Here is a 19,843-nt window from a genome sequence, read left to right as displayed (position 1 = left end):
TCATCCTCAGTGCTCCCCCGCGCTCCATCCTGACGTCGCGATCGCCCCCGCGCATTGCCGGAACCCCGCAATGTTGGCGGGCTCCTGCATGCCGGTCCCCGTCAAGGACCCGTCAGCACACCGTCAACGAGCCGTCAGCACACCGGCCCGCCGAGTGCCGTGGCCCGCGCGGTCCGAGCCGTGCCGTACGAGCCGTGCCGCACTCCCCGTCATCGAGCCCGCCACGCAAATCGGGTGGGCTTTCGCCGGGCCGGCGCGTTACCGTCGGTGCCATGAACGTCATCGGCCGGACCAGCACCACCGCGACCGCGCGAGCGACCAGCTCGCCGGTTGCCGCCGACTGACGTCCCACGTCACCACCCCTTCCCACCGGCGACCGGAAACGGCCGCCGGTGTTCCGTGTGCTGCGAGGACGTTCCCCGTGCCGGCCGCTTCCGGTGCCTCCTGATCCGTAGAGGAGTCACCTCATGCGTACCGACGACGTCGTCCGCACCTTCACCGAGTTCTACGAGGAGCGCGGGCACCGCCCGCTCACCGGCTCGACCCTGCTGCCGCCGCCCGGCGATCCGGTCCTGTTCACCACGTCCGGCATGCATCCGCTCACCCCGTACCTGGAGGGGCGCCCGCATCCGCTGGGCCGGCGGCTGGTCAACGTACAGCGGTGTCTGCGGACCACGGATCTGGACGAGGTCGGCGATCCGACCCATCTGACGGTGTTCGAGATGCTCGGCACATGGTCGCTCGGCGACTACGAGGGGCCGCGGAGTCTGGAGTGGGGGTACGAGCTGCTCACCGACGGATTCGGGGTCGATCCGCGCCTGTTGCACTCGACGGTGTTCGGCGGTGACGACCGGACCGGGCCCGACACGCCCTCTCTTGAGCTGTGGCAGCGGCTCGGGGTGCCGGTGGAGTTCACCGTCGAGGACAACTGGTGGTCCAACGGGCCGACCGGACCGTGCGGTCCCGACTCGGAGATCTTCCTGTGGACCGGCGACACACCTCCCGAGTCGTCGCCGAGCCGCGACGGGCGCTGGGTCGAGATGTGGAACCACGTGACGATGCGCTACCGGCGCCTCGACGACGGTTCGCTGGTGCCGCTGCCGCAGCGCAACGTCGACACCGGCCTCGGTCTCGAACGCCTCTCGTCGCGGTTGCAGGGCCGTTCGTCGGTGTTCGAGTGCGATGTCTTCGAGCCGTGGCGGCGGCTGCTGCCCGGCCTGTGGCCGTCGCTCGACGAGCCGTCGCTCCGGCTGGTCTCGGACCATCTGCGCTCGTCGTTCGTGGTCGTCGGCGACGGGGTGCGGCCGTCGAACACGGGACGCGGATACGTGCTGCGCCGACTGATCCGGCGGCTGCTCACCGTGCTGCGCCACGAGGACGGCGGCGACCCGACGCGCGGCCTCGGCGACCTGCCCGAGGAACTGATCCGGCACACCCTGGACCGCTTCCGCCAGGACGAGGACCCGCGGCGGGTGCGGCACGTGCTGCTCGACGAGGAGCGGCGCTTCGACCGGCTCCTCGACCGCGGCCGCAAGGTCCTCGACCGGCCGCGCTTCCGGGGGCCGCTCGACGAGGACGACCTGCGATATCTGCACGACACGCACGGGCTGCCGCGGGAACTGGTGCGCGGCCTGCGGCCGAAGTGAGCGCCGCCGACGCGGTCTCGCTAGACCGGCAGCCCCTTCGGCTCCTTCACACGCTTCATGATGATCTGGGAGTTGACCTCGGTGACGCCGTCGAGCGTCGTGAGACGCTCGATCCACAGGCGTTCGTACGCCGCCAGGTCCGCGACCGCGATGCGCAGGAGGCAGCCGGGGCTGCCGAAGAGGCGGTAGGCCTCGACGACGTCGGGGATGTCCTGGAGCGCGTGCTCGAACGCCTCGACGGACTCGCGGTCGCGGCGCACCTCGATGGAGACGAGGACCTCGAAGCCGCGGCCGACGGCCTCCGGATCGACGATCGCGCGGTAGCCCTGGATGACCCCGTCCTGTTCGAGCTGGCGTACGCGGCGCATACAGGGCGACGGGCTGAGACCGACGCGGTGGGCGAGCTCCTGGTTGCTGAGCCGACCGTCGGCCTGGAGCTCACGCAAGATATGCAGATCAATACGGTCCATGGCGCAATCATGCGCTACGGAACCGGCGATCATCGGCCAGAATTCGCAATCCGATTGCGCACTCTCCGATTTATCCTTGCGGAAGATCGAACGCGCGTCCGTCCACCGCACGCGTGACACCGACACCACCAGGCCGACCCGACCCGCGAGGCACGCACCCATGGAACGCATCCGGACCGAAGCGCCCCGGCGCATCACCCTCATCAGCACCGGCGGCACCATCGCCAGCCGCTGGCAGGGCACCGGTTACGCCGCCGACGCCGGCGGGGACACCGTGCTGGCCAGCGCCGCCACGCCGGACGGCCTGACCGTCGACGTCGTCGACCTCTTCAACGTCAACAGCTCGCGGATGACCAGCGCACTGCAACTGACCCTGCTGCGCACCGTCCGCGAGGTCCTCGCGGACCCGGACGTGGACGGCATCGTCGTCACGCACGGCACGGACACCCTGGAGGAGTCCGCGTTCCTGCTCGACCTGTTCCACGACGACCCGCGCCCGGTGGTGTTCACGGGCGCCCAGAAGCCGCTCGGCGCGACCGACGGCGACGGTCCGGGCAACATGTACGACGCGCTCCAGGTCGCCGCGACCGTACGGGGCCTGGGTGTGCTGGTCGTCTTCGACGGCACGGTGCACGCCGCGCGCGGCACGGTGAAGACGCAGACGCTCGCGGCGAACGCGTTCGCCGACCCGTCCGCCGCCGCCCCGCTCGGCCGCCTCGGCTTCGGCCGCGTCGACATCCGGCACGAGCCGGAGCGTCCGGAGCCGCTGCCGGTGCCGAAGGCCGACGCGGCGATACCGCGCGTCGACGTCGTCATGCACCACAGCGACGCCGACGCCACCCTCTTCGAGGCCGCGCTCGCCGCGGGCGCGCAGGGCATCGTGCTCGTCGCCACCGGCGCGGGCAACGCGACGCCCGAGCTGGTCGACGCCGTGGCCGCGGCCGTGCGGCGCGGGGTCCTGGTCGCCGTCTCGACGCGGGTCCCCGCCGGGCCGCTCGCCGAGCTGTACACCGGCGGCGGCGCCGTGGACCTGGTCGCGGCGGGCGCCGTGCTCACCGGCACGCTCCGCGCGGGCCAGGCCAGGATCGCCGTCCTGGCCGCGCTCCTGTCGGACGCCGCCCCCGCCGCCCGCGCCGACGTCCTGCGCCGGCTGATCGCGGCGCCGGCCGGCACGGCCGTCGGGACGGCCGGCACGGGCGAGGAGAAGACCGCCGCCTGACCTCAGGCCTGCGGGGTCTCCACGGCCTCGGAGTTCGGGGCCAGGCTGTCCATGAACGAGCTGACCGAGAAGACGGCCCGCCCGGCACCGGCGGGCCCGTATCCGGGCGGCGACGACAGACCGAACTCGTCCATCGTCGAGCGGTACGCGTCCAGCAGACGGATGTGGTACTCCAGCGGCGCCCCGGCGGGGTTCGCCTTGCCGAGGGGCGTCGTCGGCTCGGGGCACCAGGTCGTGAAGCGCGGGGTGATGCCCTGCGACATGAAGAAGCGCAGGCCCTCCGTCGTCGACGCGATGGCCTCGTCGACCGTCTTGAAGCCGAACGGCTCGGCCATCTCCACGCCCGCGACGAAGTTCGGGATCACGTTGCGCGCGCCGAAGACCTCGGTCGAGTCGAGGATGCGCTTGTGCCACTCGTCGCGGCCGACGTAGCGCTCCTTGCCGGGGCAGTACATCTTGAACAGGTACTCGTCCCACACCTCGTAATTGGGGTGGTAGATCTGGACGCCGTAGTCCTTGAAGCGCTGGACGTCGTCCTTGGGCAGCGCCTGGGCGACGACCTTGCCGATCCAGCGGCCCGGGAAGTGCTCCTCGATGGCCTTGGCGTAGCGCCCGTAGAAGTCGGCCTCGTCCAGGCCCTGCACCTTCGAGGTGATCGCGCCGCCGGTGAGCGTGTACGCGGTGGACGCCTTCGCGGTGTCGTACTGGTCGATGATCGACAGCGCTTCGAGGACCTCGTCGACGTCCTTCACGCCCGTGTACGGGCGCCCGGCCGCCTTGTGCTGGCGCCAGTTGTGGTTGATGTCGCAGTACTGGCACTCCTCCTTGGCGCCGAAGTACTGGCAGACGCGGAAGGCGGTCAGGTAGATCAGGTAGCCCCACTGGATCGTCGGGGCCACCTCCATGACCGACTTCCCGTTGGAGAGCTTGTGCCGGTAGTACTCCGGCATCGGCGGCACGCCCACGTCGGAGATGCGCTTGCCGTCGAGGTAGAGGCCGAGCATCCCGTCCTCGTTGGCCGCGACCCGGTACGGGGACGACGGGTTCACCCGGACCGAGACGACGGTGCGCCGCAGGTCGTAGGGGCCGCCGGTGAGGACGATCTCCTCCGGCGGGCGGCGCAGCGCGGCCTCGCCCAGCTCGGGGAGCGTGCCGTGGTCGAAGGAGAAGATGAAGTACGACTTCGGCTTGACGTCGCCGCCCTCGTTGTCGCTCAGCGCGGAGGGGTCGAACGCGACGCCGCCCCGGAGCAGGTCCTCCTTGAAGACCGCTTCCTTCGGAACGTGCGGGAAGCGCTCCATCAGGTCCTCGACGAGTGCCGTGCGGCTCTGCATCCCGTTACTCCTTGTTTCTACGACGGTCCTACGGCTCTCACGTTATGCCCCCGGTTGTCCCTCAACCCTGCCGGGTCCCCGCTCGGGCGACGATGTGGGCCGGCGCGGTGATCCCCGAGGGGAGGGCCGGGTCGGCGGTGGGGGCGCCCCAGCGCGAGGTCAGGGGCAGGGTTCCGGCCCACAGGCCGAGCGCGGCGTCCGGCGAGTCGCCGTCGTCCGGGGCGCCGGTACGGATCTTCACCGACGCCTCTTCGAGGGACAGGGCGAAGACCGTGGTGGCGGCGAGCTCCTTGCGGGTGGGGCGGCGCGCGTAGTCCCACTGCCCCGGGGTGGCGTGCTCGGTGAGGATGCGCAGGCCCTCGGTCTTCTCGGCGTCGTCGACGAGGCGGCGCGGGGTGCCGTAGATCATCGCGCAGCGGTAGTTCACGCCGTGCTCGAAGACCGAGCGGGCGAGGACGAGCCCGTCGACGTGGGTGACGGTCACGCATATCGTCGCGTCGACGTCGTCGCCCTCGGCGTTCACCAGGCTGCGGCTGGCCACGGATCCGTGCACGTACAGGTTCCGCTCGTCGCGCCCGTAGACCGTCGGTACGACCATGGGGTCGCCGTCGACGATCACTCCCAGGTGGCAGACGAAGCCCGCGTCGAGGATCGCTTCGAGGTCGGAGCGCTCGAAGCTCGCCTTCTCCTTCATGCGGCGCAGGCGGGTGCGCTCGGTCGGCGCCAGGGTGCGTGGGAGTTCCGTGTGCGTCATGCGCCGGAACAGTACTCCCGGGTGATCACCGGGGACGCGGGCAGGGGGACGGCGCCGCACCGAAGGCCTGGTGCGGCGCCGTCGCGGTCCGGCCGGACTTCCCCCACGGACCCCGGCCGGATTCTGTGCCCGGTGACCGGCCCTCAGGCCTCCAGGCGCACCACGCGCACCGCGCCGGCGGGCACGGGCAGGACGCCCGTCGCGGGTCGCCCGGTGAGGAGTTCGGTGCCGGGGGCGGGCAGCGGCACCTTGGCCTCGTCGCCGGTGTGGTTGATCGCGAAGAGGTACGTGCCCGTCTCCCCCGTACGCGTCACCAGCTCGACGTCGCGCGGGAGTTCGGGGCGCGGCGCGATCCGGGCGTCGGCCGCCGCGGCCGCGAGGACCGGGTCGAGACCGGCCGCGGAGAGCCGCGTCGAGACGTACCAGGCGGTGCCCTCGCCGTACGTGTGGCGGGTGATCGCGGGGCGGCCCGCGGCGAGTCCGTCCTCGTAGGTCCAGACCGGTTCGGCGCCGCGCGGGACGACGAACTCCGTCCACACGTCGCCGGTGAGCTCGGAGCCGTCGGGCGCGCCGAGCCGCACCGACTCGCCGGCCGGCAGCGGGCTGAACTCCTCGACGGTCAGGCCGAGTACGTCGCGGAAGGCGCCCGGGTAGGGGCCTTCGTGGACGGCGTCGTGCTCGTCGACGATGCCGGAGAAGTACGAGACGACGAGGGTGCCGCCGTTCGCCACGTACTCGCGGACGTTGAGCGCGGCGGCCTCGGTCGCCAGGTACAGGGCGGGGACGACGACCAGGGGGTAGGCCGACAGGTCGGCTTCCGGGTGGGCGAAGTCGACGGTCAGGTGGCGGTCGTAGAGCGCCTCGTAGAAGGTGTCGGCGCGCTCGCGGGCGTCGTGGTCCTCGCTCGGCCGCCACGGCAGGTTCTGCGCCCACCAGGAGTGCCAGTCCCACAGCACGGCGGCGTCGGCGACGGTACGGGTGTCCTTGACGGGCGCCAGATCGACCAGGGCGGCGCCGAGTTCGCAGACCTCGCGCCACACCTTGGTGTCCGTGCCGCCGTGCGGAACCATCGACGAGTGGAACTTCTCGGCGCCGCGCCGCGACTGGCGCCACTGGAAGAACATGGCGCCCTCGGAGCCGCGCGCCACGTGCGAGAGCGAGTTGCGGGCCATCTGGCCGGGGGCCTTCGCCGGATTGCGGGGCTGCCAGTTGACGCCGGACGTGGAGTGCTCCAGGAGGAGCCACGGCGCGCCGCCGGCGACCGAACGCGTGAGGTCGGCGGCCATCGCCAGGTTCACGTGGGTGCGGCGGCCGTCGGTGATCAGGTAGTGGTCGTTGGTGACGAGGTCGACCTCGCGGCCCCAGGCCCAGTAGTCGATGGAGTCGCACTGGCTGAGGGCCGTCATGAAGTTGGTGGTGACGGGGATGCCGGGGGCGAGGCGGTGCAGGATGTCGCGCTCGCGCAGGAAGTTCTCGCGCAGGGTGGCGTCGGCGAAGCGCTTGTAGTCGAGCTGCTGCGCGGGGTTGCCGACGGTCGGGGTGGTGCGCGGCGGGTCGATCTCCTCGAAGGAGGCGTAGCGCTGGCCCCAGAAGGCGGTGCCCCAGGCGTGGTTGACGTGGTCGACGGTCTCGTACGTGGCCGTGAGCCAGCGCCGGAAGTGGGCGGCGCAGCTCTCGCAGTAGCAGGCGCTGACCGGGACGCCGTACTCGTTGTGGACGTGCCACAGCGCGACGGCCTCGTGCGTGCCGTAGCGGCGGGCGAGCTGCTCGGTGATGCGGGCGGCGGCGGCGCGGTAGGCCTGGTTGCTGTGGCAGATGGCGCCGCGCGAGCCGAAGTGCAGACGGTTGCCGTCGGCGGTGACCGGCAGGGCGTCGGGGTGCGCCGTGTAGAACCACTTGGGCGGGGCGACGGTGGGCGTGCCGAGGTCGACCGCGATGCCGTTCTCGTGCAGCAGGTCGATGACGCGGTCGAGCCAGCCGAAGTCGTAGGTGCCGGGCGCCGGTTCGAGCAGCGCCCAGGAGAAGATCCCGACGCTGACCATGGTGACGCCGGCCTCACGCATCAGCCGGACGTCCTCGTGCCAGACGTCCTCCGGCCACTGTTCGGGGTTGTAGTCGCCGCCGAAGGCGAGCCGGTGGTGCGTCATGCGGGGTCTCTCCTGGGTCCGAAGCTTCGGTGCACGCTCCCGGAAGCCATCTTTGGATTCTGGGAGCGTGCACACACGCGATCGCGCGGCGATGCGCCTAGGTAAGCGCATGCGGTTGATCATTGGCAAGTACAGTGACCGATTCGTGCTGTAACCGGTCACAGAGTGGACGGCATGCGGCTCAGGCCCGGTACGAGCCGATGGTGTAGAGCGCAGGGAGGGCCACGTCGTTGTGGTCGAACAGCGCCTGGTTCTCCCAGTTGTTGCCGGACGCCGCGTTGGTCGGGTCCCAGCCGTTGCCGGTGGTGGCCGTCCAGAAGCCCTCCCAGTAGCAGTAGCCGAGGCCCTTGCCGCCGGGGGTGGCGGCGACGGTGTCCGCGACGGCCTTGACCCAGGCGTTCTGGCCGGTGGAGCTGGCCGGGTAGCCGGAGGTGAGCTGGTCGGCGGAGTTGACGAGGTTGGCGGTGCCGTCCTGGTCGGCGAGCGTCCACGGGTAGGCGGTCTCGGCGACGAACGCCGGGGTGCCGTAACGGTTCGTGACGTACGAGAGGTTGGCCGCGAGGTCGCCGAGCGTGCCGTGCCAGTACGGGTAGAACGACATGCCGATGACGTCCCAGTTGACGCCGCGCGCCTTCATGGCGTCGAAGAACCACTGGTAGAGGCTCTGCGTGCCGCCGTTGGCGAGGTGCAGGACCGTGCGGACGCCCGGGGTGGTGGCGCGGGCCGCGTTGATGCCGGAGGTCAGGAACGCGGCGAGGTTGTCGAGGTTGTTCCAGTTGCCGGTGTCCCAGAGCATGCCGCCGTTGATCTCGTTGCCGATCTGCACGAGGTCGGCGGGGGTGCCCTGTGCGGTGAGGGCGCCCAGGACGTCGGCGGTGTGGGTCGAGACGGCGGTGCTGAGCTGGGAGACCGAGAAGGAGGACCAGGCGGCGGGCTTGGTCTGGTTGCCGGGGTCGGCCCAGGTGTCCGAGTAGTGGAAGTCGATGATCGTCTTGATGCCCCAGCGGTTGAGGCGCACGGCCATCGGCAGGATGCGGGCCTTGTTGTTGTAACCGTCGGCCGGGTTGACCCAGACCTTCAGACGGGCGTGGGTGATGCCGGCGCGGGAGAGCAGCTGGACCGGGTTGATCTGGGTGCCGTCGGACTGGCGCCAGACGGCTCCGAGGGCCTCCGCCTTCGGCACGGAGGAGAAGTCGATGCCGCGGATGGAGAGGGAGCTCGCGGCGGAGGCGGGGGTACCGGTGGCGGTGAGGAGGGCGGGGGCGGTGACGCCTGCCGCCGCGGCCTTGAGCAAGGTGCGTCTTTGCATCTCGGGGGTCCTCCGGGGGCCTGGGGTGGAGTGTGCGGGGGTGTGCTTGCGGGCGCGTCTGCCGGGATCGGGTCGGTGCCCGTTGCTCACGCGGTTCCCCGCGCCCCGGAAAGGGCGTGGGGAACCGCGCGTCTACGCGCGGTAGCCGCCCAGGGTCCTCAGCGCCGGGAGGGCCCGGTCGTCGAAGTCGAAGAGGGCCAGGTTCTCCCAGGCGTTGCCGGACGCCGGGTCCGCCGGGTCCCAGCCGTCGCCCTCCCGGTACGTCCACACTCCCTCCCAGTAGCAGTAGCCGAGCCCCTTGCCGTCGGGCACGTTCGCCTGCAGGTCGGCGACCGCGCGGAGCCAGGCGGCCTGGCCGGCCGGGGTCGCCGGGAAGCCCTCGGTCAGCTGGGACTCGCTGTACAGGATGTCGTTGGTGGCGTCCTCGCTCTCCAGCGTGAACGGGTACGCCGTCTCGGCGATCACCACGGGCTTGCCGTAACGGGCCGACAGGTCCGCGAAGTTGGCGGCCGCCGTCGCCAGGTCGCCGTGCCAGAACGGGTAGTACGACTGGGCGATGATGTCGAAGTCGAGGCCGTGGGCGACGGCCTCGTCGAACCACCAGCGGGACGTCGCGTTGTCGCCGCCGGAGGCGATGTGCAGCATCGTGCGGACGCGGGGCGTCGTGTCACGCGCCGCCTGGAGACCTGCCTTGAGGAACGCCGCCGTGGTGTCCCAGCCGCCCGATCCCTCGCCCCAGTTCTTGCCCTCGGGCCACAGCAGACCGCCGTTGATCTCGTTGCCGACCTGCACCAGGTCGGCCGGGGTGCCCTGCCGCACCAGGGCGCCCAGGACGTCGGACGTGTGGTCGTGGACCGCGCGGGTCAGGCCCGCGACGTCGAGGCCCTCCCAGGCGGCGGGCTTGAACTGCTTCGACGGGTCGGCCCACGTGTCCGAGTAGTGGAAGTCGACCCAGATGCCGATGCCGGCCTTCTTCAGTCGCTTGGCCAGCGGCAGGATCCGCTTCTTGGTGTTGTAGCCGTCGGCCGGGTCCACCCAGACCTTCAGCCGGGCGTGGGTGACGCCGTGGTCGGCGAGGATGCGGACGGCGTCGGCGCGCCGCCCGTTCGGGTAGCGGTAGACCGCGCCGAAGTCCTCGTCCTTGGGCAGCGAGGAGATGTCGCAGCCCCGGATCTCCAGGCCGCGGCGGGCGGCGGCGGAGGGCGGCGACGCGCTGTTCGCCGACGCGGGGGTCGCGCCCAGGACGGGAGCGGCCAGCGCGGTGGCCGCTGCGGTCAGGACCGTACGTCTGCGCATAACGGGGTGGGTTCCCTTCACGAAGGAGCAACGGAATTACCGGGGGGGGTGGAGTAGGGGGCCGGTGACGGCGTGGCGGGTGGAGGTCAGCGCGGTGTGCGCCAGACCTCCACCGCGCCCGGCGCGACGGCGCGGCGGCTGCCGTCGGACAGGGACACCTTCGCCTCGGCGTCGGTGTGGTTGACGGCGAAGTGGAAGTCCTCCGACGCGCCCTCGCGGACGACGAGTTCGACGTCGCGGGGCAGGTCGGCCGGGGTGATCCCGGCGTCCGTGAGCACCTGGTCGACGACGGCGGCGAGGGCGTCGCCGGTGAGCCGGGTCGCCAGGTACCAGGCGGCGCCGTCGCCGAGGCCGTGCCGGGTGAGCGCCGGGCCGCCGGCCGTGCGGCCGTCGGCGAAGGTGGCCAGGGTGTCGCAGCCGGCCGGGACGACGACCTCCGACCAGAGGGTCGCTTCGTACGTCTCGCCCCGCCCGGTGCGGACGGTGACCCGCTCGTCCGGCAGCAGCGGGCTGAACTCCTCGACGGTCAGGCCGAGTACGTCCCGCAGGGCACCGGGGTGCGCGCCGGGGTGGAACGTGTCGTTCTCGTCGACGATGCCGGAGAAGTACGAGACGAGGAGCGTGCCGCCGCGGCGGACGTACCGGTCGAGGTCGGCGGCGAGGGCGGCCGGGGCCAGGTAGAGCTGGGGGACGACCAGCAGCGGGTGGCGTGCGGGGTCCAGGTCGGCGAGGCCCGTCGGCGGCAGGAAGTCGACGGTGAGATGGCGGTCGTAGAGGGCCTCGTAGAAGGCGTCGAGGCGTTCGCGGGCGTCGAGGTCGCTGCTGGGGCGCCACTCCAGGGACTGCGCCCACCAGGACTCCCAGGACCAGATCATGGCGACGTCGCCGCGGGTGCGCGTACCGCGCAGGTCCGTCAGGTCCGCCACGCGGGAGCCGAGTTCGGTGATCTCGCGCCAGACCCGGGTCCCGGTGCCGCCCTGCGGGAGCATCGCCGAGTGGAACTTCTCCGCGCCGCTCGCCGACTGCCGCCACTGGAAGAACAGGGCGCCCTCGGAGCCGCGGGCGACGTGGCCGAGGGAGTTGCGGGCCATCTCGCCGGGGCGCTTGGCGGGGTTGTGCGGCTGCCAGTTGACGCCGGAGGGGGCGTGTTCCAGGAGCAGCCAGGGGCCGCCGCCGGCCACCGAGCGGGTCAGGTCGGCGGCGAGGGCCAGGTTCACGTGCGTTCGGCGGCCGTCGGTCATCAGGTAGTGGTCGTTGGTGACGAGGTCGACCTCGGCGGCCCAGGCCCAGTAGTCCAGTTTGTCGCCCTGGCTGGGGGCCGTGGTGAAGTTCGTGGTGACGGGGACGCCGGGTGAGAGGCGGTGCAGGATGTCGCGTTCGGCGGTGAAGCAGGCGCGGGCCTGCGCGTCGGCGAAGCGGCGGTAGTCGAGCTGCTGGGCCGGGTTGCCCGCGGAGGCGGTCACGCGGGGCGGGGTGATCTCCTCCCAGTCGCCGTAGCCCTGGCCCCAGAAGGCCGTTCCCCAGGCCGCGTTGAGCGCGCCGAGGGTGCCGTGGCGTGCGCGCAGCCAGTCCCGGAACGCGGCGGCGCACAGGTCGCAGTAGCAGATCAGGGACGGTCCGTCGTACTCGTTGAAGACGTGCCAGAGGACGACGGCGGGGTGGCTGCCGTAGCGCTCGGCGAGCCGGGTGGTGATCGAGGCCGCGGCCTCGCGGTACGCGGGGTGCGTGTGGCAGATCGCGGCGCGTGAGCCGAAGGCGAGGCGGACGCCGTCGCGGCGCACCGGCAGGGCGTCGGGGTGGGCGCGGTAGAACCAGGCGGGCGGCGCGGCGGTCGGGGTGCCGAGGGCGATCCGGATACCCCAGGCGTGCAGCAGGTCGACGGCCTCGTCGAGCCATTCCCAGTCGTACTCCCCCGGGCGCGGTTCGAGTCTCGCCCAGGCGAAGACGCCGAGGCTGACCAGGTTCACGCCGGCCTCCCGCATCAGGGCGACGTCCTCGCGCCACACCTCGCGCGGCCACTGCTCGGGGTTGTAGTCGCCGCCGAACGACAGCGCCGGGCCGGTGCCGGTGTGCGGGGTGGTGCGGGTCATCGCTGGACTCCCAAGGGCGGGGAACGGCCGTACCGGAACGCCACGTTCGGACTGTAACCGGGCACAGGATTCAGAGGGCGCTTCATCTGTTGGCAACAAGTAAGTAACCCTCAACCCCATGCATTGACAAGGGGGCGAAACAATTCTCTACTGTGCACGATCACAGAACAGCACGGACCAACGTGCTCAGCCGCCCGGTTTCCTGCCCCTTCGTGCCCCCGTCGCGATCGACGGGGAGCCCCCCACGTGGGACACCCGGTCCGGCCCGCCTTCCAGGGGAGAGAACATGTCGATCCACCGTCGCGAAATCCGCAGGCGCTCCGTTCTGGCCGGAGCCCTCGCCACCGGCCTCGCCGGTTCCCTCGCCGCCTGCGGCGGCTCCGACGACAGCGACTCCGGCAAGAGCTCCGGTCCGGTCGAGCTGACCTACTGGTCGTGGGCGCCGAACATGGAGAAGGTTGCCGCGATCTGGAACAAGAAGAACCCGGACATCACGGTGACGGTGTCCAAGCAGGCCAGTGGCGGCGAGATGATCACCAAGGTCATCACCGCGAAGAAGGCGGGCAACGCCCCGGACCTGATCCAGGTCGAGTACCAGTCGCTGCCGACGCTCGTCTCGAACGACGTCCTCGCGGACCTGGCCAAGTACGCCAAGGACACCAAGTCCAAGTTCGCCGACGGCACGTGGGGCATGGTCACGCTGGGCACGGACGCCCTCTACGCGATCCCGCAGGACTCCGGGCCGCTGATGTTCTACTACCGCGAGGACCTGTTCAAGAAGCACAAGCTGTCCGTGCCGAAGACCTGGGACGAGTTCGCGCAGGTGGCCCGCGCCGCCCGCAAGGCCGACCTGGACGCCTACCTGACCACGTTCTCCTCCAACGACTCGGGCCTCTTCGCGGGCCTGTCGCAGCAGGCCGGCGCCAAGTGGTGGAGCGTCGACGGCAGCGGCAAGTGGACGGTCGCCGTCGAGGACGACGCCACGAAGAAGGTCGCCGACTTCTGGGGCGGTCTGGTCGAGGAAGGTGTCATCGACAACCGGCCGATGTACACCCCGGCCTGGAACACCGCCATGAGCAAGGGCACCCACATGGCCTGGGTCTCCGCCGTGTGGGCCCCGGGCACACTGGTCTCCACCGCCCCCGACACCAAGGGCAAGTGGCGGATGGCGCCGCTGCCGCAGTGGAGCGCGGGCGACAACAGGACCGGCAGCTGGGGCGGTTCGTCCACCGGCGTCTCCACGGACTCCAAGAACGTGGAGGCCGCCACCACGTTCGTGAAGTGGCTGAACACCGACCCGGAGGCGCTGGCCGCCCTGGTCAAGTACACCGGCATCTACCCGGCCGCCACCGCGGCCCAGGAGTCGGACGACATCCTCACCACCCCCGCGTTCTTCCCGAACCAGAAGGACTTCTACGGGACGGCCGCCGAGGTCTCCGCGACGACGGTCGCCTCGGCCTGGGGCCCGAACGTCCAGACCTGCTACGACGCCTTCACCGACGGCTTCGGCAAGGCCGCCAAGGCGAAGAAGAGGTCCCAGTTCGTCAGCGCCGTCGGTGAGATGCAGGACAAGACGTTCGCCGACATGAAGAAGCAGGGCTTCAAGGTGGTCGCGGGATGACCACCACTCCGCTCGAGGGCTCCGTCCGCACGTCGGACGGGCCCTCGGCGGGCGGCACCACCGAGGCCGCCCGCTCCCCCCGCACCAGAGGTGTCCGGCGCGGCGGCCGCTTCGCCCCGTACTGGTTCCTGCTGCCGACACTCGCGCTGTTCGCGGCGTTCACTGCGGTCCCGCTCGGCTACTCGGTGTGGATCAGCCTGCACAAGGTCGAGGTCCAGGGCGCGGGCCTCGGCTCGCACGCCCGCGAGGAGGTGTGGAGCGGCCTCGGCAACTACACCGCCGTCTTCAGCGACTCCCTCTTCGGCACGAGCGTCGTGCGCGCCCTCGGCTACGGCGTCATCGTCATCCCGACGATGCTCGGCCTCGCCCTGCTCTTCGCGCTGATGCTCGACACCCCGAAGGTGCGCAGCGGCCCCTTCGCCCGTCTCGCGATCTTCCTTCCGTACGCGGTGCCCGGCATCCTCGCCGCCGTCATGTGGGGCTTCCTCTACGTTCCCGACGTCAGCCCCTTCTACTTCGTCCTGGACAAGCTCGATCTGCCCGAGCCCAACCTGTTCGACGGCACGAACCTGTACCTGTCCCTCGCCAACATCGCGGTCTGGGGCGGCACCGGCTTCAACATGATCGTGATCTACACGGCGCTGCGCGCGATCCCGCAGGAGATCTACGAGGCGGCCCGCATCGACGGCGCCTCCGACCTGAAGATCGCCCTCCGCATCAAGATCCCGATCGTGGCGCCGTCGCTGGTGCTCACCTTCTTCTTCTCGGTGATCGCCACCCTCCAGGTGTTCACCGAGCCCAAGGCGCTCCAGGCCATCGAGAACGGCATCCCGAAGGACTGGAGCCCCCTGCTCACCATCTACAACAGCGCCTTCGGCCGGGCCGACATCTACGGAGCGTCGGCCACCGCGGTGGTGCTCGCCGCGGCCACCTTCCTGCTCTCCTTCACCCTGCTCCGTATCTCCAACCGGTTCACCCGAGAGGACCAGGCATGACGTCCCTCACCCTGGCCGCAGGCCCCGCCCGCCGACGGCGCACCGCCTGGGTCCCCACCCTCGTCCTGGTCCTGGGTGCGCTGTACTGCCTGATCCCCGTCGTCTGGGTGGTGATGGCCGCGACGAAGAGCCGGGCCGAGCTCTTCTCGACGTTCACGCTGGCGCCCGGGACCGGGTTCCTCGACAACGTCCACGACCTGTCCCGGTACCGGGACGGCATCTACTGGCAGTGGATGGCGAACTCGGCCCTCTACGCCGGCGTCGGCGCCCTGCTGTCGACGATGGTCTCGGCGGCCGGCGGCTACGCGCTCGGCCGGTTCGCCTTCCGGGGGCGGGAGTTCGTCTTCAAGCTGATGCTGGCCGGTGTTCTCGTGCCCGGCATCATCCTGTCCGTGCCGCAGTACCTGATGCTGTCGAAGATGGGCCTCGCGGACACGTACTGGTCGATGCTGCTGCCGTCGATCCTGTCGCCGTACGGCGTGTACCTGATGCGGATCTACGCCAACGCGGCGGTGCCCGGGGAGCTCCTGGAGGCCGCCCGGATGGACGGCGCCGGCGAGTGGCGGATCTTCTCCCGGATCGCCGTGCCGATGATGGTGCCGGGCCTGATCACGGTGTTCCTCTTCCAGTTCGTCGGCATCTGGAACAACTTCCTGCTGCCGTACGTGATGCTGGCCGACGACACCAAGTTCCCGCTCACGCTGGGGCTTTACACGCTGCTCGCCCAGGGCGCGTCGCAGCCCGCGCTCTACACTCTGGTCATCACGGGCTGTCTGCTGGCGATCCTGCCGCTGATCGGGCTGTTCCTCGTGATCCAGAGGTTCTGGTCTCTCGACCTGTTGAGTGGTTCCATCAAGGCGTGACACACAGGTCCGGACCTGTCCCGGGGCGGGACGCGTCCGGACCGGCACGATGGCAGCACCGTGCGTACCCACCGCCCCTGCCCGCACCACCCTTGACCATCGAGGACCATGACGACCAGCCCGAATGAACGCCGCAAACCGCCCACCATCCACGACGTGGCACGGGTGGCGGGGGTGTCGCGCGGCACCGTCTCCCGCTACCTGAACGGCGGGCACTACGTCTCACCGGCGGCCCGGCAGTCGGTGGAGGTGGCCATCAAGAAGACGGGGTACGTCGTCAACCGGCACGCCCGCAGCCTCAGCACGGGCCGCTCGGACTCGGTGGCGTTCCTCCTCACGGAACCGCAGGAGAAGTTCTTCGAGGACCCGAACTTCAACGTGCTGCTGCGGGCCTGCACCAAGGCGCTCGCCGAGCGCGACATCACGCTGCTGCTGATGATCGCGGGCACGCCGGACGAGCGGCGGCGCAACCTGCGGTACATCACCTCGGGGCACGTCGACGGCGTGCTGCTCGTCTCCTCGCACTCCGGTGACCCGGTCGCGGCCGAACTGCGCGACGCGGGCGTGCCGTTGGTGGCGTGCGGGCGGCCGATGGGGATCGGCGCGCCGGGCGCGAAGGTGAGCTACGTCGCGGCCGACGACCGGGACGGCGCGCGGGACATGGTGCGCCACCTGCTCTCGCTCGGGCGGCGCCGGATCGCCACGGTCACCGGTCCGCTGGACACCCCGGGCGGTGTGGACCGGCTCGCCGGGTACCGCGAGGTGCTCGCCGAGGCGGGGATCGAGGCGGACGAGCGGCTGATCGTCACCGGTGACTACAGCCGGGCGAGCGGCGAGGCCGCGGTCGCCCGACTGCTCGCGGACGGCGTGGAGTTCGACGCCATGTTCGTCGCCTCGGACCTGATGGCGCAGGGCGTGATGAGCGCCCTGGCCCAGGCCGGCCTCCGGGTCCCCGACGACGTGGCGATCGGCGGGTTCGACGACTCCCCCGCCGCCCTCGCGACGCAGCCCGCGCTGACCACGATCCGCCATCCGCTGGACCGGATCAGCTCCGAGATGGTGCGGGTGCTGCTCGCGCAGATCAGCGGCGAGGCCCCGGCCACGGTGATACTGCCGACCGAGCTGGTGCGGCGGGGCTCCGCCTGAGGCCCGGGGCGCGCTCAGCCCTGCCGCTGGGCGCCGCCGCCACCCGGGCCCCTCTCATCGAATCCTCCTGAGCGTGGGCGGTGCCGAGCTGTGTGCTACCTGGGGGTAAGCGCGTTCCGGGCCGTCGGTGCGTGATCAAATCGGCACAGGACCTCATGGAAAGGCCGTCCGCATGCCCGAGACCCGACCCACGAACTGGGCCCGCAACATCACCTTCTCCGCCCCGGAGGTACACCGCCCCACCTCGCCCGACGCGCTGCGCGCCCTCGTGGCGAAGAGCCCGCACATACGGGTGCTCGGCAGCGGGCACTCCTTCAACCGGATCGCCGACGTGGACGCGGACCGCGACGGGGTCCTCGTCTCGCTCGGCGGCCTCCCGGCCACGATCGACATCGACCCGGCCGCGGGCACCGTCCGGGTCGGCGGCGGTGTGCGGTACGCGGAGCTGGCCGCCGCGCTGCACGCCCGGGGTCTCGCGCTGCACAACATGGCCTCCCTGCCGCACATCTCCGTCGCCGGTTCGGTGGCCACCGGCACGCACGGCTCGGGCAACGCGAACAGGTCGCTCGCCGAGGCCGTCCGCGCGGTGGAGATCCTCACCGGCGGCGGGGAGACGGTCACCCTGGCGCGGGGCGACGAGGGTTTCGAGGGCGCCGTCGTCTCGCTGGGCGCGCTCGGCGTCGTGCTCTCGCTGACGCTGGACGTGGAGCCGGACTACGAGGTCAGCCAGCGCGTCTTGCGCGAACTCCCCTTCCAGGGACTCGACTTCGCGGCCGTCACGTCGTCCGCGTACAGCGTGAGCCTGTTCACCACGTGGCAGGGGCCGCACTTCGACCAGGTCTGGGTCAAGCAGCGGCATCCGCTGCCCGTCGACTTCCCGTGGGCCGAGCCCGCCACGGACAAGCAGCACCCCGTCCCCGGCATGCCCGCCGTCAACTGCACCGAGCAGTTCGGGGTGCCGGGCCCCTGGCACGAGCGACTGCCTCATTTCCGGGCGGAGTTCACGCCGAGCAGCGGCGACGAGCTGCAGTCGGAGTACCTGCTGCCGCGCGAGCACGCGCAGGACGCGCTCGCCGCCCTCGACGCCGTGCGGGACGAGATCGCGGCCGTGCTCCAGGTGTGCGAGGTGCGGACGGTGGCCGCCGACACGCAGTGGCTGAGCCCTTCGTACGGGCGGGACACGGTCGCCTTCCACTTCACGTGGGTGGCGGACACCGCGCGTGTGCTGCCCGTGGTGTCGCTGGTCGAGGACCGGCTGCGCGCCTTCGGGCCGCGGCCGCACTGGGGGAAGGTCTTCACGGCGGCCCCCGACCAGGTCGTCGCGCGCTATCCGCGGGCCGCCGAGTTCGCCGCTCTCGCGAGGCGTCTCGACCCGGAGGGCAAGTTCGCCAACACGTTCGTGCGGGCCCTGCTCGACCGCTGAATCCGCCTCCGGGGACTGGACTTTCGTCGTCGGAGTTGGAGGGGTGTGCAGGACTTTCGCGAAACCTCTTGGACTTACGTCAGGGCTTCGTCCAACCCCTTGGTGAAGTCCCGGCGGGCGTCCTAGCGTGAGTCGGGCGGGACGGTTCGAGCCCTGGAAGGCGGCCGTCCCGCGACCCACCTCTCCCTCATGGAATCCCGGGGTCCCGCCATGCCCGAAGCCGCCCTGACCGGGGCCGTCGCCGCGCCGCCCGCGCCGCGTCTGTTCACCCGCCCGGCGACGGTGTGGCTCAAGCGGGCCACCGGCTCCGGGGAGGCGGCGGCGTGAGGCGCACCTCCCGGGACATCCGCACCGCGAACCGGTACGAGGTCCTGCGGCACATCATCGCCGATTCCCCGCTGTCACGGCGGGAGTTGGCGCAGCTGACGGGGCTGAGCCAGGCGACGGTCGCCACGCTCGTCACGGAGCTCCTCGACCTGGGACTGCTCACCGATGTCGGCTTCGAGGACTCCGAGGGCGGGCGGCCGCGCGGTCTGCTCGCCGTGGCCGCCGGGCGCGGGGCGCTGGTCGGCGTGGACGTGGCCGAGACGTATGTGCACGCCGAGCTGTTCGACCTGTCGCTGAAGGTCGTGGCCCGCGCGGACCGCGAGGTGCGCCCCGGCGAGAACCGGCCGGAGCAGGTCGTCGCCCTGATCGCGGACGCCGTCGACGAGGTGCTCGCGGGGCACGCGGGGCGCGTCCTGGGGGTCGGCGTCGCGCTGCCCGGTCAGGTGGACCGGGAGGGCGGCGTCTCCGTCTACGCGCCGAACTGGGACTGGCACGACGTCCCGCTGCGCGCGCTGCTCGCCGAGCGCGTCGATCCGCCGCTGCACCTGGACAATCCGCTGCACGCCGGCACCGTCGCCGAGCTGTGGTCCGGGGCGGCCCGCGGCCGCGAGGACGCCGTCGTGGTGAACCTCGGCACGGGCGTCGGCGCGGGCCTCGCGCTCGGCGGCGGCCTGTACCGGGGCATCGGCAACAGCGCGGGCGAGTGGGGCCACACCACGCTCGTCCTGGACGGCCGGCTCTGCCACTGCGGCAACCGCGGCTGCGTGGAGACGTACGTCGGGGCGCCCGGCATCATGCTCAACCTCCGCGAGCTGAGCCCGAGTTCACCGCTGCTGCATCCCGACGACCAGACGGCCACCGTGCGCGCCCTCGCCGCGGCCGCCGCCGCGGGAGAGCCGGTCGCCGTGCAGGCGGTGCGGGACACCGCGCGCTATCTCGGGGCGGGCATCGCCGATCTGGTGAATCTGCTCAACCCCGAGGTCATCGTGCTGAGCAGCTGGGTCACCACGTATCTCGGTGAGCTGCTCCTCGGCGAGGTGCGTACCGCGGTCGCCCGGCACGCGCTGCGCCACTCACTGGCCCGCGCCGAGATCGTGCTCTCCCCCATCCCCACGGACCCGGTGTGCCTGGGCGCGGCGACGTTCGCGCTCGAACGCGCCCTGGCCCCGACGCCCACCATGCGCCGCACCCCCTGACACCACC

The 19,843-nt window shown here is 71.4% G+C and carries 15 protein-coding genes; 8 read left to right on the top strand and 7 right to left on the bottom strand.

Features of this window, described 5'->3' with window-relative positions; genetic code table 11:
- The first annotated feature begins 467 nt into the window (after nucleotides 1-467).
- On the top strand, nucleotides 468-1,646 hold the full coding sequence (locus V2W30_RS31310; protein WP_338701808.1) for an alanine--tRNA ligase-related protein: 1,179 nt from the start codon (nucleotides 468-470) through the stop codon (nucleotides 1,644-1,646).
- A 20-nt stretch (nucleotides 1,647-1,666) separates the two neighbouring features.
- Here V2W30_RS31310 and V2W30_RS31305 read toward each other — a convergent pair whose 3' ends face one another.
- Nucleotides 1,667-2,116, bottom strand: a complete 450-nt coding sequence (locus tag V2W30_RS31305) for an Lrp/AsnC family transcriptional regulator (RefSeq protein ID WP_338701807.1) — start codon at nucleotides 2,114-2,116, stop codon at nucleotides 1,667-1,669.
- Nucleotides 2,117-2,276: 160 nt separating this feature from the next.
- Here V2W30_RS31305 and V2W30_RS31300 point away from each other — a divergent pair, with 160 nt between their 5' ends.
- Nucleotides 2,277-3,335, top strand: coding sequence for an asparaginase (locus V2W30_RS31300; RefSeq protein WP_338701805.1), 1,059 nt, complete (start codon nucleotides 2,277-2,279; stop codon nucleotides 3,333-3,335).
- 2 nt (nucleotides 3,336-3,337) lie between these two features.
- Here the strand turns inward: V2W30_RS31300 and V2W30_RS31295 are convergent, their stop codons facing one another.
- From V2W30_RS31295 to V2W30_RS31270, 6 genes are all read right to left on the bottom strand, one after another.
- The gene (locus tag V2W30_RS31295; RefSeq protein WP_338701803.1) at nucleotides 3,338-4,669 is read right to left on the bottom strand and encodes a radical SAM protein; all 1,332 of its coding nucleotides are present in this window, start codon (nucleotides 4,667-4,669) and stop codon (nucleotides 3,338-3,340) included.
- A gap of 61 nt (nucleotides 4,670-4,730) precedes the next feature.
- A complete protein-coding gene (locus V2W30_RS31290; RefSeq protein ID WP_338701801.1) occupies nucleotides 4,731-5,423 on the bottom strand; it encodes a pyridoxamine 5'-phosphate oxidase family protein in 693 nt (230 codons plus the stop codon).
- Nucleotides 5,424-5,566: 143 nt separating this feature from the next.
- Nucleotides 5,567-7,570, bottom strand: coding sequence for a beta-galactosidase (locus tag V2W30_RS31285; RefSeq protein WP_338701799.1), 2,004 nt, complete (start codon nucleotides 7,568-7,570; stop codon nucleotides 5,567-5,569).
- 181 nt (nucleotides 7,571-7,751) lie between these two features.
- Nucleotides 7,752-8,879, bottom strand: coding sequence for a glycoside hydrolase family 53 protein (locus tag V2W30_RS31280; RefSeq protein WP_338701797.1), 1,128 nt, complete (start codon nucleotides 8,877-8,879; stop codon nucleotides 7,752-7,754).
- A gap of 132 nt (nucleotides 8,880-9,011) precedes the next feature.
- Nucleotides 9,012-10,175, bottom strand: coding sequence for an arabinogalactan endo-1,4-beta-galactosidase (locus tag V2W30_RS31275; RefSeq protein WP_338701795.1), 1,164 nt, complete (start codon nucleotides 10,173-10,175; stop codon nucleotides 9,012-9,014).
- 86 nt (nucleotides 10,176-10,261) lie between these two features.
- Complete coding sequence (locus V2W30_RS31270) at nucleotides 10,262-12,265, bottom strand: beta-galactosidase (RefSeq protein ID WP_338701793.1); 2,004 nt, start codon at nucleotides 12,263-12,265, stop codon at nucleotides 10,262-10,264.
- 286 nt (nucleotides 12,266-12,551) lie between these two features.
- Between V2W30_RS31270 and V2W30_RS31265 the strand changes: the two genes are divergently transcribed.
- The 6 genes from V2W30_RS31265 (at nucleotide 12,552) to V2W30_RS31240 (ending at nucleotide 19,836) form a co-directional block, all read left to right on the top strand.
- Nucleotides 12,552-13,886: an ABC transporter substrate-binding protein gene (locus V2W30_RS31265; RefSeq protein WP_338701791.1), complete on the top strand. Its 1,335-nt coding sequence runs from the start codon at nucleotides 12,552-12,554 to the stop codon at nucleotides 13,884-13,886.
- Nucleotides 13,883-14,881, top strand: a complete 999-nt coding sequence (locus V2W30_RS31260) for a sugar ABC transporter permease (RefSeq protein WP_338701789.1) — start codon at nucleotides 13,883-13,885, stop codon at nucleotides 14,879-14,881. Before V2W30_RS31265 ends, V2W30_RS31260 begins: the two co-directional genes overlap by 4 nt.
- Nucleotides 14,878-15,744, top strand: coding sequence for a carbohydrate ABC transporter permease (locus V2W30_RS31255; RefSeq protein WP_338701787.1), 867 nt, complete (start codon nucleotides 14,878-14,880; stop codon nucleotides 15,742-15,744). Before V2W30_RS31260 ends, V2W30_RS31255 begins: the two co-directional genes overlap by 4 nt.
- Nucleotides 15,745-15,852: 108 nt before the next feature.
- Nucleotides 15,853-16,890: a LacI family DNA-binding transcriptional regulator gene (locus V2W30_RS31250; protein ID WP_338701786.1), complete on the top strand. Its 1,038-nt coding sequence runs from the start codon at nucleotides 15,853-15,855 to the stop codon at nucleotides 16,888-16,890.
- 172 nt (nucleotides 16,891-17,062) lie between these two features.
- The gene (locus V2W30_RS31245; RefSeq protein WP_338701784.1) at nucleotides 17,063-18,313 is read left to right on the top strand and encodes a D-arabinono-1,4-lactone oxidase; all 1,251 of its coding nucleotides are present in this window, start codon (nucleotides 17,063-17,065) and stop codon (nucleotides 18,311-18,313) included.
- 323 nt (nucleotides 18,314-18,636) lie between these two features.
- Complete coding sequence (locus V2W30_RS31240) at nucleotides 18,637-19,836, top strand: ROK family transcriptional regulator (RefSeq protein ID WP_338701783.1); 1,200 nt, start codon at nucleotides 18,637-18,639, stop codon at nucleotides 19,834-19,836.
- The last annotated feature ends 7 nt before the right edge of the window (nucleotides 19,837-19,843 follow it).

The sequence above is a fragment of the Streptomyces sp. Q6 genome (assembly GCF_036967205.1).
Lineage (GTDB): Bacteria > Actinomycetota > Actinomycetes > Streptomycetales > Streptomycetaceae > Streptomyces > Streptomyces citrinus.
Note: the sequence above shows the minus strand (reverse complement) of the source record. Positions and strands in the feature narration are given on the sequence as shown.